General features: G+C 67.0%; 10 protein-coding genes. 6 read left to right on the forward strand and 4 right to left on the reverse strand.

What is annotated here, in order from left to right:
* The first annotated feature begins 169 nt into the window (after nt 1–169).
* The gene (locus ACL03I_RS33270) at nt 170–922 is read left to right on the forward strand and encodes a hypothetical protein (protein ID WP_412807929.1); all 753 of its coding nucleotides are present in this window, start codon (nt 170–172) and stop codon (nt 920–922) included.
* Between the two features lie 221 nt (nt 923–1143).
* Here ACL03I_RS33270 and ACL03I_RS33275 read toward each other — a convergent pair whose 3' ends face one another.
* On the reverse strand, nt 1144–1695 hold the full coding sequence (locus ACL03I_RS33275; protein WP_412807930.1) for a VanZ family protein: 552 nt from the start codon (nt 1693–1695) through the stop codon (nt 1144–1146).
* A gap of 583 nt (nt 1696–2278) precedes the next feature.
* On the opposite strand from ACL03I_RS33275, the gene ACL03I_RS33280 reads away from it, so the two are divergent.
* Both ACL03I_RS33280 and ACL03I_RS33285 read left to right on the forward strand, forming a co-directional pair.
* Nucleotides 2279–6808, forward strand: coding sequence for a HAMP domain-containing protein (locus ACL03I_RS33280; protein WP_412807931.1), 4530 nt, complete (start codon nt 2279–2281; stop codon nt 6806–6808).
* Complete coding sequence (locus ACL03I_RS33285) at nt 6808–9189, forward strand: SpoIIE family protein phosphatase (protein ID WP_412807932.1); 2382 nt, start codon at nt 6808–6810, stop codon at nt 9187–9189. The genes ACL03I_RS33280 and ACL03I_RS33285 overlap by 1 nt, the downstream gene beginning before the upstream one ends.
* Before the next feature lie 228 nt (nt 9190–9417).
* Here the strand turns inward: ACL03I_RS33285 and ACL03I_RS33290 are convergent, their stop codons facing one another.
* From ACL03I_RS33290 to ACL03I_RS33300, 3 genes are all read right to left on the reverse strand, one after another.
* On the reverse strand, nt 9418–10365 hold the full coding sequence (locus ACL03I_RS33290; RefSeq protein WP_412807933.1) for an anti-sigma factor RsbA family regulatory protein: 948 nt from the start codon (nt 10363–10365) through the stop codon (nt 9418–9420).
* Entirely contained in the window at nt 10362–10709 is a 348-nt protein-coding gene (locus tag ACL03I_RS33295; protein WP_356964031.1) for an STAS domain-containing protein, read from the reverse strand. Before ACL03I_RS33295 ends, ACL03I_RS33290 begins: the two co-directional genes overlap by 4 nt.
* A gap of 230 nt (nt 10710–10939) precedes the next feature.
* The gene (locus tag ACL03I_RS33300) at nt 10940–11569 is read right to left on the reverse strand and encodes a hypothetical protein (RefSeq protein WP_412807934.1); all 630 of its coding nucleotides are present in this window, start codon (nt 11567–11569) and stop codon (nt 10940–10942) included.
* Between the two features lie 99 nt (nt 11570–11668).
* Between ACL03I_RS33300 and ACL03I_RS33305 the strand changes: the two genes are divergently transcribed.
* Genes ACL03I_RS33305 through ACL03I_RS33315 form a run of 3 tightly spaced genes read left to right on the forward strand, consistent with a single transcriptional unit; the run spans nt 11669 to nt 12977 of the window.
* A complete protein-coding gene (locus ACL03I_RS33305; RefSeq protein WP_412807935.1) occupies nt 11669–12343 on the forward strand; it encodes a TetR/AcrR family transcriptional regulator in 675 nt (224 codons plus the stop codon).
* Nucleotides 12340–12525 carry a polysaccharide deacetylase family protein gene (locus ACL03I_RS33310; RefSeq protein ID WP_412807936.1) on the forward strand — a complete coding sequence of 62 codons (186 nt, stop codon included), beginning with the start codon at nt 12340–12342 and terminating at the stop codon, nt 12523–12525. Before ACL03I_RS33305 ends, ACL03I_RS33310 begins: the two co-directional genes overlap by 4 nt.
* Nucleotides 12522–12977 (forward strand): polysaccharide deacetylase family protein, encoded by a 456-nt coding sequence (locus ACL03I_RS33315; protein ID WP_412807937.1) that lies wholly within the window; start codon nt 12522–12524, stop codon nt 12975–12977. Before ACL03I_RS33310 ends, ACL03I_RS33315 begins: the two co-directional genes overlap by 4 nt.
* The last annotated feature ends 256 nt before the right edge of the window (nt 12978–13233 follow it).

Raw genomic sequence — 13233 nt, forward strand, 5'->3', positions numbered from 1 at the left:
CAGCTCTGGGACCATCGGGTCAGCGTTCGACATTGATGCCGATGGAAGGACATCGCGGATGACCACGCCGCGGCGGTACTGGATCAGATTCGACCCACAGCAGTGCTCCGACCCACGGTTCCGGCAGGGCGTCGGCGTGACTGGATTCGACGTACCGGATTGCCTGTCGATGGTGGTGAAGCTGTTCCCCGACGAGCCGATGCCACCTGTGCGCCGAATTACGGCCGACATCTCACTGGCCGAGCCACTGCCGGTGAATCCTCGCTATCTCGGCGTCCCGGTGTGGCGCGGCGTGTGGTATCCACCCGTGAATCTTGAAACCGGGCCGACCCGCGCCATCGACCGAAGAGGCGCGCCTTCCGAATACCCGACACCCGTCACAGCATCGGGCCGCCGAATGCGGGTCAGCGAGACACTACACACGAAAACCACATGGCGGGACGAAATCCCGCATATCAATGGGCTGCTGTGGCCGCTGGTGACCATGCACCACGCCGAGTACGGCCGCGGAATGCGGCTCAGCGCCCCAGCGCTTCGCGCCGTCTGCGCCACGGATCCGACCTACGGGGACATGGTGCGCGAAGCTCTCGACTACATGATCGCGTGGCGCCCGACACCGGATGAATGGTTCGACGCGACCGAAACCAGGTTCGCCGATCAACGGGACCTGGACGAGTACCTGCGAGCCTTCCGCGACTACCTATTCGGAACTCGCCCGGAGCCGCTCTATCCTCCCGGCAGCGAACCGCTTTCACCCGAGGACGAGTACATGCGAGCCATCCGCCGCTTGGTCATCACTCGCCCGGAGCCCATCCACCCACCCGGCAGCGAACCGCTTTCACCCGACGGGGAACAGGGTTTCGCTCGCGCTGCACGTCAAACCCCTGTTGAGAGCTCAACTCTTCGTTCCGAAGCCGAATAATCTCTACACGCGGCTCACGGGTCCAACCGCCGCTCGGCAACACCTCGGAACCACTCCCCCGGCCGATCACCGAGCTGGCTCTAGTGAACTCGAGTGCGCGCTCATGCCGATTTCCGTGCATCCAGCGGGATCGGTCTCCAGTGTGGGATCTGTTTATCGGGGCAGCTCGTCGTGGATGGCTGGCATCGCCCCAGCGGCCACGCACTTTCTCGATGATCTCCCTACTCGGGGAAGGTGGGCTGGAGGACGCCGTATCGCTCGGAGACGATGCCCCGTGTCGGCTCTTCGGGTAAAGCCGGCTCGGAACGGCCGGTAATTGCGCGCGACGCCCACAGATGTCGTGAAAGCTGGCCCGCCAGGCATGCACCGGCCGCGTTCAACAGCACGTCGTCGACGGATGAGTGACGGCCGATTGCGAGGGCGAACTGTGCAGTCTCCACCGCGATCGAAGCTGCTGCTCCCGCCAACAGGATGCGGTACGAGCGGGCGAACCAGGGTCGGCGCACGGGCAACAGGAAGCCGAGTACGGCGAAGACCAACAGATTCCCGCCGAACTGCTCGATCACCCGGTCGTCGGCCAGTTGCTCGGCCAGATCACGCAGCGGCACGAGATTCAGCGAACGACCCGTTCCGGTCGGCGTGAGGATCATCCACAACCACGGCGCCGTACCCGTCACCATCCCGACATCGCACAGCGCCGCCCGCCACCCGCGCGGCCCAACCAGCCACCAGGCCACGAGACCAGCTACCGGTATCGCGGCGATCGCGGCCACCACGACCCCACCCCACGCCTCCCAAGTCCCGTTCACCCCGCCAGTATCACCCAAATCACCAGCGCCACAGACTTGGCCGAAATCGCCACCCGCACAGCTCCACCCATCGCCACCCATGCCCGGCGGAGGTTCCTGAAGTCAGGTGAGCGGCAAAAGCCCTGACACCAGTCTTAAGTAGCCGCTGTGCGCGCTGAGCGAAGCGGTCACGGGGCGGTGCCCGGCCCCCAACTCAGCTGGATTGAACGAGCCTTGGCGAAGGTCCCTCTCTCGACCGATCTCGCATGCTTACCATCGGCGACCTACGTCCCCTTGCATGCCGCGCACGCATCACAGCCACATGGCTGGATGCAGCGCTCCTTTCGCGTGCCGAACCCGATGGCCATGCTGCTGCGGGCTGGGCCGTTGGGCCCTTCCAAATCGGTTCCGCGAAACCGGACGCCGGGCATCGCGTCTCGTGAATGATAGTTTCAAAGCGATATGCGCGGGTGTCTCTGTGTTCAGCAGCCAGCACAGCACCGCTGGTCGGCGATCCCGTCGTGCGCGGCATCGCGTCCGAATGGGGTGGGGCAGAGCGAGGATGAGCATGACTGACACGGCGGCACCTGCCCGCACCGCATCGAGGCAGGCTGTCACGGCCGCGGATCAGGTCGAGTTGCGCCAGCTACTGGCCGGATTGACAGCCGTGCGCGACGGCGATTTCGGCACCCGGTTGCCGACGGACGCCGACGGGTTGCTCGGCGAGATCGCGACGGTGTTCAACGGCATGGTGGACCAGCTGTCGCTGTTCACCTCGGAAGTCACCCGGGTCGCGCGCGAGGTCGGCACGGACGGGCGGCTGGGTGGTCAAGCCGAGGTGCCCGGCGTGTCCGGCACCTGGAAGGACCTCACCGACTCGGTGAACGCGATGGCGGGCAACCTCACCAGCCAGGTGCGCGACATCGCCCAGGTCGCGACCGCGGTGGCGCGGGGCGACCTGTCCCAGAAGATCGACGTGGACGCACGCGGTGAGATCCTCGAGCTGAAGAACACGGTCAATACGATGGTGGACCAGCTGTCCGCGTTCGCGGACGAGGTCACCCGCGTCGCGCGCGAAGTCGGTTCGGAGGGCCGGCTCGGCGGTCAGGCGGAGGTGCCCGGCGTCGGTGGCGTGTGGCGCGACCTCACCGCTTCGGTGAACTTCATGGCGGGAAACCTGACCGACCAGGTCCGCAACATCGCGCAGGTGACGACCGCGGTGGCGCGAGGCGACTTGAGCCAGAAGATCACAGTGAGCGCCCGTGGTGAGATCCTCGAGCTGAAGAACACCATCAACACGATGGTCGATCAGCTGTCGTCTTTCGCCGACGAGGTCACGCGGGTATCACGCGAGGTGGGCACCGAGGGCATCCTCGGTGGCCAAGCGGATGTGAAGGGCGTCTCGGGCACCTGGCGCGACCTCACCGACTCGGTGAACTTCATGGCGGGCAACCTGACCGCGCAGGTGCGTTCGATCGCTCAGGTGGCAACCGCGGTGGCGCAGGGTGATCTGTCGCAAAAGATCAGAGTGGACGCCCGTGGCGAGATCCTGGAGCTGAAGAGCACCATCAACACGATGGTCGATCAGCTCTCAGCGTTCGCCGACGAGGTCACCCGCGTGGCCCGCGAGGTCGGCACCGAGGGCAGGCTGGGCGGGCAGGCGGACGTGAAGGGCGTCTCCGGTACCTGGAAGGACCTCACCGAGTCGGTCAACGTCATGGGCGACAACCTCACCGCGCAGGTGCGTTCGATCGCCCAGGTCACCACCGCGGTGGCCCGTGGCGATCTGAGTCAGAAGATCAGGGTGGACGCCCGTGGCGAGATCCTGGAGCTGAAAGAGACCATCAACACGATGGTCGATCAGCTCTCGGCGTTCGCCGACGAGGTCACCCGCGTGGCCCGCGAGGTCGGCACCGAGGGCAATCTCGGTGGCCAGGCGACTGTGCGGGGCGTGTCGGGCACGTGGAAGGACCTGACCGACAACGTCAACGTGATGGCGTCGAACCTGACCGGCCAGGTGCGTTCGATCGCTCAGGTCGCCACGGCGGTGGCGCGCGGTGATCTGAGTCAGAAGATCACCGTGGAGGCGAAGGGCGAGGTCGCGGCACTTGCCGGGGTGATCAACACGATGGTCGACACGCTGTCCGCGTTCGCCGACGAGGTCACACGCGTCGCCCGCGAGGTCGGCACCGAGGGCATGCTCGGCGGCCAGGCACGCGTGCCGAATGTGGCGGGCACGTGGAAGGACTTGACCGACAACGTCAACTCCATGGCGAACAATCTGACCAACCAGGTCCGCAACATCGCCCAGGTCACCACCGCGGTCGCGCAAGGCGATCTGACCCGCAAGATCGACGTGGACGCGCGCGGCGAGATCCTCGAGTTGAAGACCACGATCAACACGATGGTCGACCAGCTGTCCGCGTTCGCGGCCGAGGTCACCCGCGTCGCCCGCGAGGTGGGATCGGAGGGGCGGCTGGGCGGCCAGGCCGAGGTCGAGGGCGTCTCGGGCACATGGAAACGGCTGACCGAGAACGTCAACGAGTTGGCGGGCAACCTGACCCGCCAGGTCCGCGCGATCGCCGCGGTCACCAGCGCCGTTGCCGAGGGCGACCTGACCCGCTCCATCACCGTGGAGGCCTCCGGTGAGGTCGCGGAGTTGAAGGACAACATCAACGCGATGGTGGAGTCGCTGCGCGAGACCACCAAGGCCAACCAGGATCAGGACTGGCTGAAGACCAATCTCGCTCGTATCTCCGGTCTCATGCAGGGTCAACGCGACCTGCACGTGGTGGCCGGGCTGATCATGGACGAGCTGGTGCCGTTGGTTTCCGCGCAGTTCGGCGCGTTCTACCTCGCCGACGACAGCGACGAGCGGCCGGAGCTGCGGCTGATCAGCTCCTATGGCAGCCCGGAGGAACCGGGCAGCCCGTCGCGGTTCGCCTTCGGCCAGTCCCTGGTAGGCCAGGCCGCACGCAGTCGCCGCACGATCGCGGTGGAGAATGTGCCTGGCGATTACGTCACCATCTCCTCCGGGCTCGGGCAGACCGCACCGGTGAACCTGCTCATGTTGCCGATCGTGGTGGAGGAACAGGTCCTCGGCGTGATCGAGCTGGCTTCCGTGCACCGCTTCACCCGCATCCACGGGGATTTCCTCGACCAGCTGATGGAAACGGTCGGCGTCAACGTCAACACCATCATCGCCAACGCCCGCACCGACGAGCTACTGGTCGAATCCCAGCGCCTGACCACCGAACTGCAAGCCCGTTCCGAGGAATTGCAAGTGCAGCAGGAGGAACTGCAGCGATCCAACGCCGAGCTGGAGGACAAGGCGGCACTGCTGGCCATGCAGAACCGCGACATCGAAGCCAAGAACCTTCAGATCGAGCAGGCGCGGCAGGAACTCGAGACCCGTGCCCAAGAACTCGCGCTCGCGTCGAAGTACAAATCGGAATTCTTGGCCAACATGAGCCATGAGCTGCGCACCCCGCTCAACAGTCTGCTCATCCTCGCCCAGCTGCTGGCCCAGAACCCGAGCCGCAATCTCACGCCCAAGCAGGTGGAGTACGCGGGCATCATCCACTCGGCGGGCTCGGATCTGCTCCAGCTGATCAACGACATCCTCGACCTGTCCAAGGTGGAGGCGGGCAAGATGGACCTCACGCCCGAACGCGTGTCGTTGCGTCAGTTGCTGGACTACTTCGAGGCCACCTTCCGGCCGATGACCACCCAGAAGAGTCTGCGCTTCCGCGTCACGACCGCACCCGGCCTGCCGTCGGACCTGCTCACCGACGACTCGCGGCTGCGGCAGGTGCTGCGGAACCTGCTGTCCAACGCGGTCAAGTTCACCGAGACCGGGTCGGTACAGCTGCGGATCGAACCGGCGGAGGCGAGCGAGTTGCCCGCCGCAGTGCGCCAGCACGGCCCGGCCGTCGCGTTCCGGGTGATCGACACCGGGATCGGCATCGCCGAACACCAGCTCGAGTCGATCTTCGGCGCCTTCCAGCAGGCCGACGGCACCACCAGCCGCAAGTACGGCGGCACCGGTCTGGGTCTGTCGATCAGCCGGGAGATCGCCTACCTGCTCGGCGGCGCCATCAGCGCCGAAAGCACGCTGGGCGAGGGCAGCACGTTCACCCTCTACCTCCCGGTGGCGCGGCCGGACTTCCAGGAGGCACCGCCTCGCGAGCGGGACGACACGCAGCAGGCCGACAGTCGGCCGGAGCGCACCCCTGCTCCCACACCTCAACAGCACCGCAGGCTCCTGGTCGTCGAGGAGCGCCCGCAAGGCCTGCTGTCGCTGGTCGCGCAGAGCGCTGTCGCCGAACTGGCCGACAGCAACGACCCGCGTAGTCCGGTTCAGGTCGTCACTACGGTGGGGGTGGAAGAGGCGGTGGCGGCGATGGCCGCCGAAGCGTTCCATTGCGTCGTGCTCGAGCTGGACTTGCCCGACGGCGCCGCGCTGCGGTTCCTGGAGACGATGGACGGGGACGTCGCATTGAGAAGCGTCCCGGTACTGGTTCACAACCGCCGGCTCGACGCCGAGCAGGAACGCATGCTGCAACATCGCGCCACAAGCCAGCCGCTGGAGCTGCTGTCCAGCCTGGACGATCTGCGGGAGCGGATCGCGCTGCACGTCACCGCCGAGGCACCCGGCGACATGCTGCCCTTGGTCCGTCGCGAAGATGCATCCGCCCCGGCGCCACAGCGGCCGGACGGCAAGCTCGCCGGCCGCACGGTGCTCATCATCGATGACGACGCCCGCAACCTCTTCGCGCTCAGCAGCATCCTCGAACTGCACGGCATGAGCGTTCTGCACGCGGAGGACGGGCGGGAGGGCATCGACAAGCTCATCGCCCACCCAGAGACGGACCTGGTCCTGATGGACGTGATGATGCCCGAGATGGACGGCTACACCGCGACGGCGACGATCCGCGAGATGCCACGGTACGAGAGCCTGCCGATCATCGCCGTGACAGCCAAGGCGATGCTGGGCGACCGCGAGAAGAGCCTCGCCTCCGGAGCCAACGACTACGTCACCAAACCGGTCGACGCGGACGCCTTGATCACGTGCATCCAGCACTGGCTGGATGCCTGATGACCGACCTGGACAACCCCTACACCGAGGCCGGCGCGGCAGCTGACGCTCCCTCGCCCGTTGGCCCCGCGGTCCACCGCCTCGCGGCCACCGTAGAGCGGCTGCGTGCGCAAATCCAACAGGCCCAGGCCACCGCCGACGGACGCGCGCTGATCGAGATGGCCAAAGGCGTTCTGGTCGAACGGCTGCACTGCGGGCCCGCGCAGGCGGCACGGCAACTCGAGGCCCTCGCCGAGCGAGCGGGCATCACACCGCTCGAGTTGGCCGCCGAACTGGTCGACCAGTCGGCCCAGGACAAGGTCAGCGCGGTGGTGGGCGAGTTCTTGCTGCGCGCCGCCTCACCGGGAGAGCCATCCGCGGCCGTGCGCTTGCGTACGGCCGAAAGCGGGCTGCTTGCAGCCGGTGACAGTCAACGTGTCGCGGAGTCGGTGCTGGAGCACGCTCTGACGCCGCTGGGCGCCACCGCCGTGGCGATCTGGTCCGCAGGCGCCGACGCGTCGCTGACCCTGTCCGGTTTCGCCGGCATCGGCCCCCACGAGGCCGAGCGCTGGCGATACGTGCCGCCCGGTGTGGTGACTCCGGCCCGGCAGGCGCTGATGGAGCGCAACGCGGTATGGATCGATGACCTGAACCGGGCCGGGCCGCCGTCCATCGGTGACCGCGAGGGCGGCAGGGCGGCGATTCCGGCGGGCGCGGGGGGCAAGCTGCTCGGCGTCCTCGAGGTGTGCTGGCCGCAACCGCTCGAACCACAGCCGCCCCAGGTGCTCCGGCAGTTGGAGGCACTGGCCGAGCTGTGCGCACACACCTTGGAGGCGGACCTCGCCGCCGTGCGGGCGCCGGACCGCCCCGGTGTCGCGGATCTCGTGCGACTCGCGGACGGCCTTTTCGACCCGGCGCTCGTGCTGCTGCCCCACCTCGGCGAGGACGGCGCGCTCGCCGACTTCCGCATCCACCACGTCAACAGTTGCTTCGTCGACCCGGCCGGGCGTCCGCGCGGTCTGGTCAACGGCGCGTTGCTGCTCGAGGCGTACCCCATGGCGGCGAGTGACGGGCAGCTGTTCGAGCGGATCGAGCACGTCTTCGCCACCGGCGAGACCTACCGTGCCGACCGAATGATGCTGACCGAACTGGTCGGCCAAGTACCGCTGACCGTCTCGACCGCCCTCAGCATCAGCCGCCACGGCGACACCGTGCTGCTGGTATGGCGGGTGGAGGACGAGACGGCGCGGCTGGCGGCGCTGCTGCAGCACGCACAGCGCCTCGGCCGCGTCGGCGGGTTCGAAGAGAACGCCGCAAGCGGCGAGATCACTTGGAGCAGTCAACTTTTCGCTCTCTACGGGCTCGCGCCCACCGCGGAGCCGATCCCGCTCGCGCAACTGCCGGGGCACGTCCACGACGACGACGTGAATGCCGTCGACCGGTTCCTGCGGACCTTGCTGCGCTACCGCCGCTCGGCTTCCACGGCCTTCCGCTTGATCCGGCCGGACGGCGTGACCCGGCATATCCGGATCGTCGCCGAGCCGGTCCTGGAGGCAGGTCACCTGGCCGCCATCCGCGGCGCCTATCAGGACATTTCCGCGCAGCACTGGACCGAGGTCGCGCTGTCCGCGACACGCGACCGGCTGGCGCACAGCGAGCAGCACGCCGCCGAACAGAGCCAGCTGGCCCGGCAGCTCCAGCAGGCGATCATGCCGGACGCGCAGCCGTCCATCGAGGCGTTCGGTCTGCGCATAGCGGTGCGATACCGGCCCGCCGAGCAGGAATACACCGTCGGCGGAGACTGGTACGACGCGGTCGTGCTGCCTTCCAAGCAGATCCTGGTGTCCGTCGGCGACATCACCGGCCACGGCGTCAAGGCAGCCACAGGCATGGTGGTGCTCCGCAACGCCCTGCGTGGCCTCGCCGCCACCGGCGCAGGTCCAGGGCAGATGCTGACGTGGCTGAACCTGGTGGCCCACCACCTGACCGACAACATCTTCGCCACCGCCATCTGCGGGCTCTACGACCCACAGACCCGCGTCCTGCGCTGGGCCCGCGCGGGCCACCTGCCGCCGGTGCTGGTGCGCGCAGGCCAGGCGTCCAGCTTGCCCCTGCTCCAAGGGATGCTCCTCGGAGCTGTGGCGGAGACGACGTTCGAGGAAGCCGAACTGCAACTGGAGCCGGACGACACTCTCCTGCTCTACACCGATGGGCTGATCGAGCGCCGAGACCGGCTGCTGGACGACTGCATCGAACGGTTGCTCGTGAGGTCGGCACAGCTCAGCGGAACCCTGGACGACCGTCTGGATGAATTGCTCGACGGCAGCGATGCCGATACCGACGACGACACGTGCGTGGTGGGTATTCAAGTGGGGCCGGGTCAAGACTCCCCGGGCAGCTGAGACCGGCCGACCGAGGACGCCGGTGCGAGTCCGGTACGAACTCGGCACGCGGCGACGGTGGAAAGTTCTGCCTCCGAGACCTTTCGCGAGGCCGAAAGTGCAGTGAACTCGTCACGGGCCGGTCCGCCGACAGCCCTTGCGCGCTCCGGCTCGCAGAGCGGCGGGGGCGTCGGCGCGCCGCAAGGTGCTGGTGCGCACGGACGGTGCCGCCGGGTGCAGAGCGCGGTGCTAAGGCGAATCGCGATCCAAGCCGAAGTGGAGCTGGATGGTGGTGCCGTGCGGGGTGGTGTGGATTCGGACGAGGTCGGTGAGCTGGTTGACCATCAGCAGCCCGCGGCCGCCTGGGCGATAGGACTGTGCGGGCAGGCGGCCCGCGAGGCGATTCGTGATGTGTCCTTGATCGCTGATCTGGTAGCGGATCTGATTCTGCTCGGCCCACATCGTGAGCCTGCCGTGCCCACCGCCGTGGACGACCGAGTTGGTGGTGGTCTCCGCGATCACCAGTTCGAGATCGATCTCGCGGTGCTCGGGCATGCCGGCGTCGCGGGCGTAATCGATGGCCAGGCGCCGGATGTGGGGCAGCGACGTCGCGTCGAAGGCTACGGTTGCGGAGGCCGCGGGTGGGGAGGGCAGTTCTCTGTTGTAGAAGTCGACGATGTGGTCGGGGTCGTAGGCGCTGCTCGTTCGCCGGCCCGCGTGATCGATGAGCACAGGGTGGGTAGCGTGCGCGTCGTTCAAGACCTCGGTCGAAAGACGCTCGGTGTCATAGGGACACAGGATGCTCACTTCCCGCCCGGTGAATGCCGCGTTGATCAGAGCCTCGTGCTGAACGCAGGCTGGATACTCCAGCGACGAGCGTCCGGCCCAGATCGGTTCGCCGATGATTCGCACGCGTCCGGCGGGGTACTTGTCGGCGAAGGCGCGAAGCACGCCGGGAATGATGCGGCCCGGGTTGCGGCCTTCGACAGTCATGTCCATCAGCTGGACCGAGGCGGCGTCGGAGCCCAGTGCAGTGCGCAGAAGCGACAGATTGGGACCGGGGACCGCCACCGCGACCGGTTCGCCGTTCTCGAGTCCTTGGCGGATGAAGCCGAGGGTGCCCGCGAGGTACTCCGCCGTGTCGCGGTAGAACAGCGCGGGGTGCACGAATGGGTCGGTAACGCCAGGCAAGCTCATGTGTGCACTACCTCGATCGTCTGTAGAGAGGGCCAGAACACCGCGAGTACCCGAAGCATCATCGCCGGGGGCCGATGTACCACGATTCGCCGAACCTCCGAGGATCGGGTGGCGGCTTCTACCAAAATCGAGGTTCCGTAAGTGTCGATGAACGTAAGGCCGGACAGGTCCAAGTGGACGTCGTGGTCCCTGGCGGTCAGTTCCGAGACAGCCTCGCGCCAGGTTTCGCGGGTGGTGAAGTCGACCGAGCCTGCGCATCGCAGGCCAGGGGGACTGCAGATCCGAGACGTCCGAAGCGTCGAGGGACCCGGGGCAGCCCGACTGAGCCGGAGCGCGGGATCCACTGGCTCACCGACCTCCCATCGGCCATCACGAACAGGACGCGCAGGATCTTACGCTTGCGTTCGCAGCCGCCGGTCGCGGGCTCGAGCGCGGATTGGCCGAGGCGTCGGCGTATCGCTAGACGAAGCTGTCGCCGATGATGTGTTCTTCACGTTTCGTCGCCGTCTCCTTCCGGAGGTCGCCGTGCCGTTGTCGAGCCGCTCACCGTGTTCGCGGCGAGGTGGCGGGCAGATCAGGAACGCGGTACGTCGAGCGCAGATCCGGGCCGACCGGACTCGGTCCGGTCCGTGGTGTCGATGAACGCCGAACTCCACTGGCCGTCCCCACCGGAGGTGTGGTTTGCCTGTTCGCGCGCCCAGGCGAAGTGGTGGCGCGCCGATGCCAGCAGCAGCGGCCCGGTGAGCAGACCGGCCGCGACGAATTTCAGGTCGGCGCGCCGTGTCTCGGTCAAGACCGCCCCCACGCCGCCGATTCCCCACAGCCACAGCACCGTGTTGTAGGGAGGCAGCAGATTCTGCTCCATGCCCTCGGCCTCATCCAGCCAAGGGAAGATGCCCAGTCGGCGCGACCACGGCCAGTCCACGAAGTGGACCACTACCGATGCGATCGATACCCCGGCATTGAACGCCAGTACCGCTTCGTCGGCTCGCCCGCGCGGACGAGCGCTGCGCAGCAGCAAGGCCGGTGCCACTGACCACAGGACGTTGGTGGCCCGCCTGCCCAGCCACGGTTCCAAGAAGACCCCGACCCCGGCCCAGCGTTCGAACCAGTTGTGCCCGGTCCCGCCCAGGGTCGCCAGCACACCGAATGGCCGAAGCGCGGATCGCTGCGCACGCGGTCGACGGCTACGTTGCCGTGTCATGGTCCATCCTCCTAAAATTGATGACCATCAACTAACTGGGGCAACCCAGATTAGACGGAAAAATTGATGATCGTCAATATTTTGTTCTAGACTGGCCGCATGACCACTGCCAAGCGCCGCGGGCGCCCCTCGTCGGCGGAGGAATCACCCGCCGCGACGAACGACATCCTGGCTCGGGCGCTGGCGATGTTCGCCGAGCAGGGCTTCGAGGGCACCTCCGTCGCCGCGCTCAACCGGGAGCTGGGCGTAAGCCACAATCTGATCCATCAGCGCTTCGGTTCCAAGGAGGGACTGTGGCGCGCGGCGGTGGACCGGGCCTTCAGCGCGGTCGCCGAGGAACTCGATCTGGAGTTGGAGTTGGCCGCGGTCGGCGTTCTCGACGCCGCGCGCCTGGCGATCGTGCGATTCCTCGAGGTGCACGCTCGCCACCCCGACATCCTGCGCCTGGTCTCCGTGGAGGGCGCGGCGGCCAGCGCTCGATTGGACTACCTGTTCGAGGCGCACGTGCAACCGCTCTACACGCGACTGACCGCGCCACTGAAGGTGCTCGTCGATGCCGGGGTGATGACCAGCGCCGATGTGCGCAGTCTGCATTTCCTGGTCGCGCACGGGGGGACCTCGCCGTTCAGCCAGGTGCCGTTCGCACGGATGCTCGACCCCCTCGACCCCATGGGTCCGGATGCGGTGCGGCAGCACGCGGAGTTCGTGGCGGACATGATCGTGGCGGGACTGCGCGTCCGGGGTGCCTGGAACAACGATGGGACTATCGCGTGAAGCTCACCCTCAGTTTCGACAACGGGCCGACCGAGGCGACGGCCGAGGTGCTCGACGTTCTCTCCGAGCGCGGTATCAAGTCGAGTTTCTTCGTCATCGGTGATCGGCTCGTCGGCGAGGACGAACGTGCGCTGGCGGACGCGCTGCCCGCGAGGGACATTGGATCGGCAACCACACTATGAGCCACTCGGTGCAGTTCGGCGACAGCGACGATCCGGATCTGCCCGACCGCGAGATCGGCGCGGCCCAGCAGCTATTGGGTCCTTTGGCGCATCCGGGCAAACTGTTCCGTCCCTACGCCGGTGGTGGTGTGCTGAGCCGCCGGGTGTTCAGCACGCCGGCCATCGATTACCTGTGCCGACACCGCTACACCTGCGTACTGTGGTCGGCGATCCCGCACGACTGGGATGAGCCCGACCGGTGGGTGCGGCGCTGTCTCGACCAGATCAGCGACCAGCAGTGGAGCTTGGTCGTCATCCACGATCTGCCGACCGGCGCCATGAAGCACCTGCCCGAACTGCTCGATCGTCTCGACACCCTGGGTGTCGAGGTCGTCCAGGAATTCCCGCACACCTGCATGCCGATCCGGGACGGCGTGCTGACCGGCGACCTCACCGCCGTTACCACGAACTGACCACTCACCGAGAATTCGATCGAAAGAAGCCCCCCGGCATTCCAACTCCCCCATCCGGCGAACTGCTCGTCGATTCTGATCACTGCTCACTGAGACAGAACCGCCGCCGCGGCGGACGGTATCCGCTCGCACGCTCCCGGAAATAACGTATGCCGATAAGAAGGCAGCGAAGCGAGCCGTCGACGCGTCACACGTCCCGGTCGGCGAATGGTTCCTGGCTGCGGTCGCCGCAGGACGAAGCCACACGGCATGACTC

Source organism: Nocardia sichangensis, assembly GCF_047200615.1.
GTDB classification, from domain to species: domain Bacteria; phylum Actinomycetota; class Actinomycetes; order Mycobacteriales; family Mycobacteriaceae; genus Nocardia; species Nocardia sichangensis.

What these genes read in the sequence shown, in the direction of transcription:
- ACL03I_RS33285 (WP_412807932.1), top strand. Translation starts at nt 6,808, where the DNA reads ATGACCGACCTGGACAACCCCTACACCGAGGCCGGCGCGGCAGCTGAC.
- ACL03I_RS33305 (WP_412807935.1), top strand. Translation starts at nt 11,669, where the DNA reads ATGACCACTGCCAAGCGCCGCGGGCGCCCCTCGTCGGCGGAGGAATCA.
- ACL03I_RS33315 (WP_412807937.1), top strand. Translation starts at nt 12,522, where the DNA reads ATGAGCCACTCGGTGCAGTTCGGCGACAGCGACGATCCGGATCTGCCC.
- ACL03I_RS33270 (WP_412807929.1), top strand. Translation starts at nt 170, where the DNA reads ATGGTGGTGAAGCTGTTCCCCGACGAGCCGATGCCACCTGTGCGCCGA.
- ACL03I_RS33300 (WP_412807934.1), bottom strand. Translation starts at nt 11,569, where the DNA reads ATGACACGGCAACGTAGCCGTCGACCGCGTGCGCAGCGATCCGCGCTT.
- ACL03I_RS33290 (WP_412807933.1), bottom strand. Translation starts at nt 10,365, where the DNA reads ATGAGCTTGCCTGGCGTTACCGACCCATTCGTGCACCCCGCGCTGTTC.
- ACL03I_RS33280 (WP_412807931.1), top strand. Translation starts at nt 2,279, where the DNA reads ATGACTGACACGGCGGCACCTGCCCGCACCGCATCGAGGCAGGCTGTC.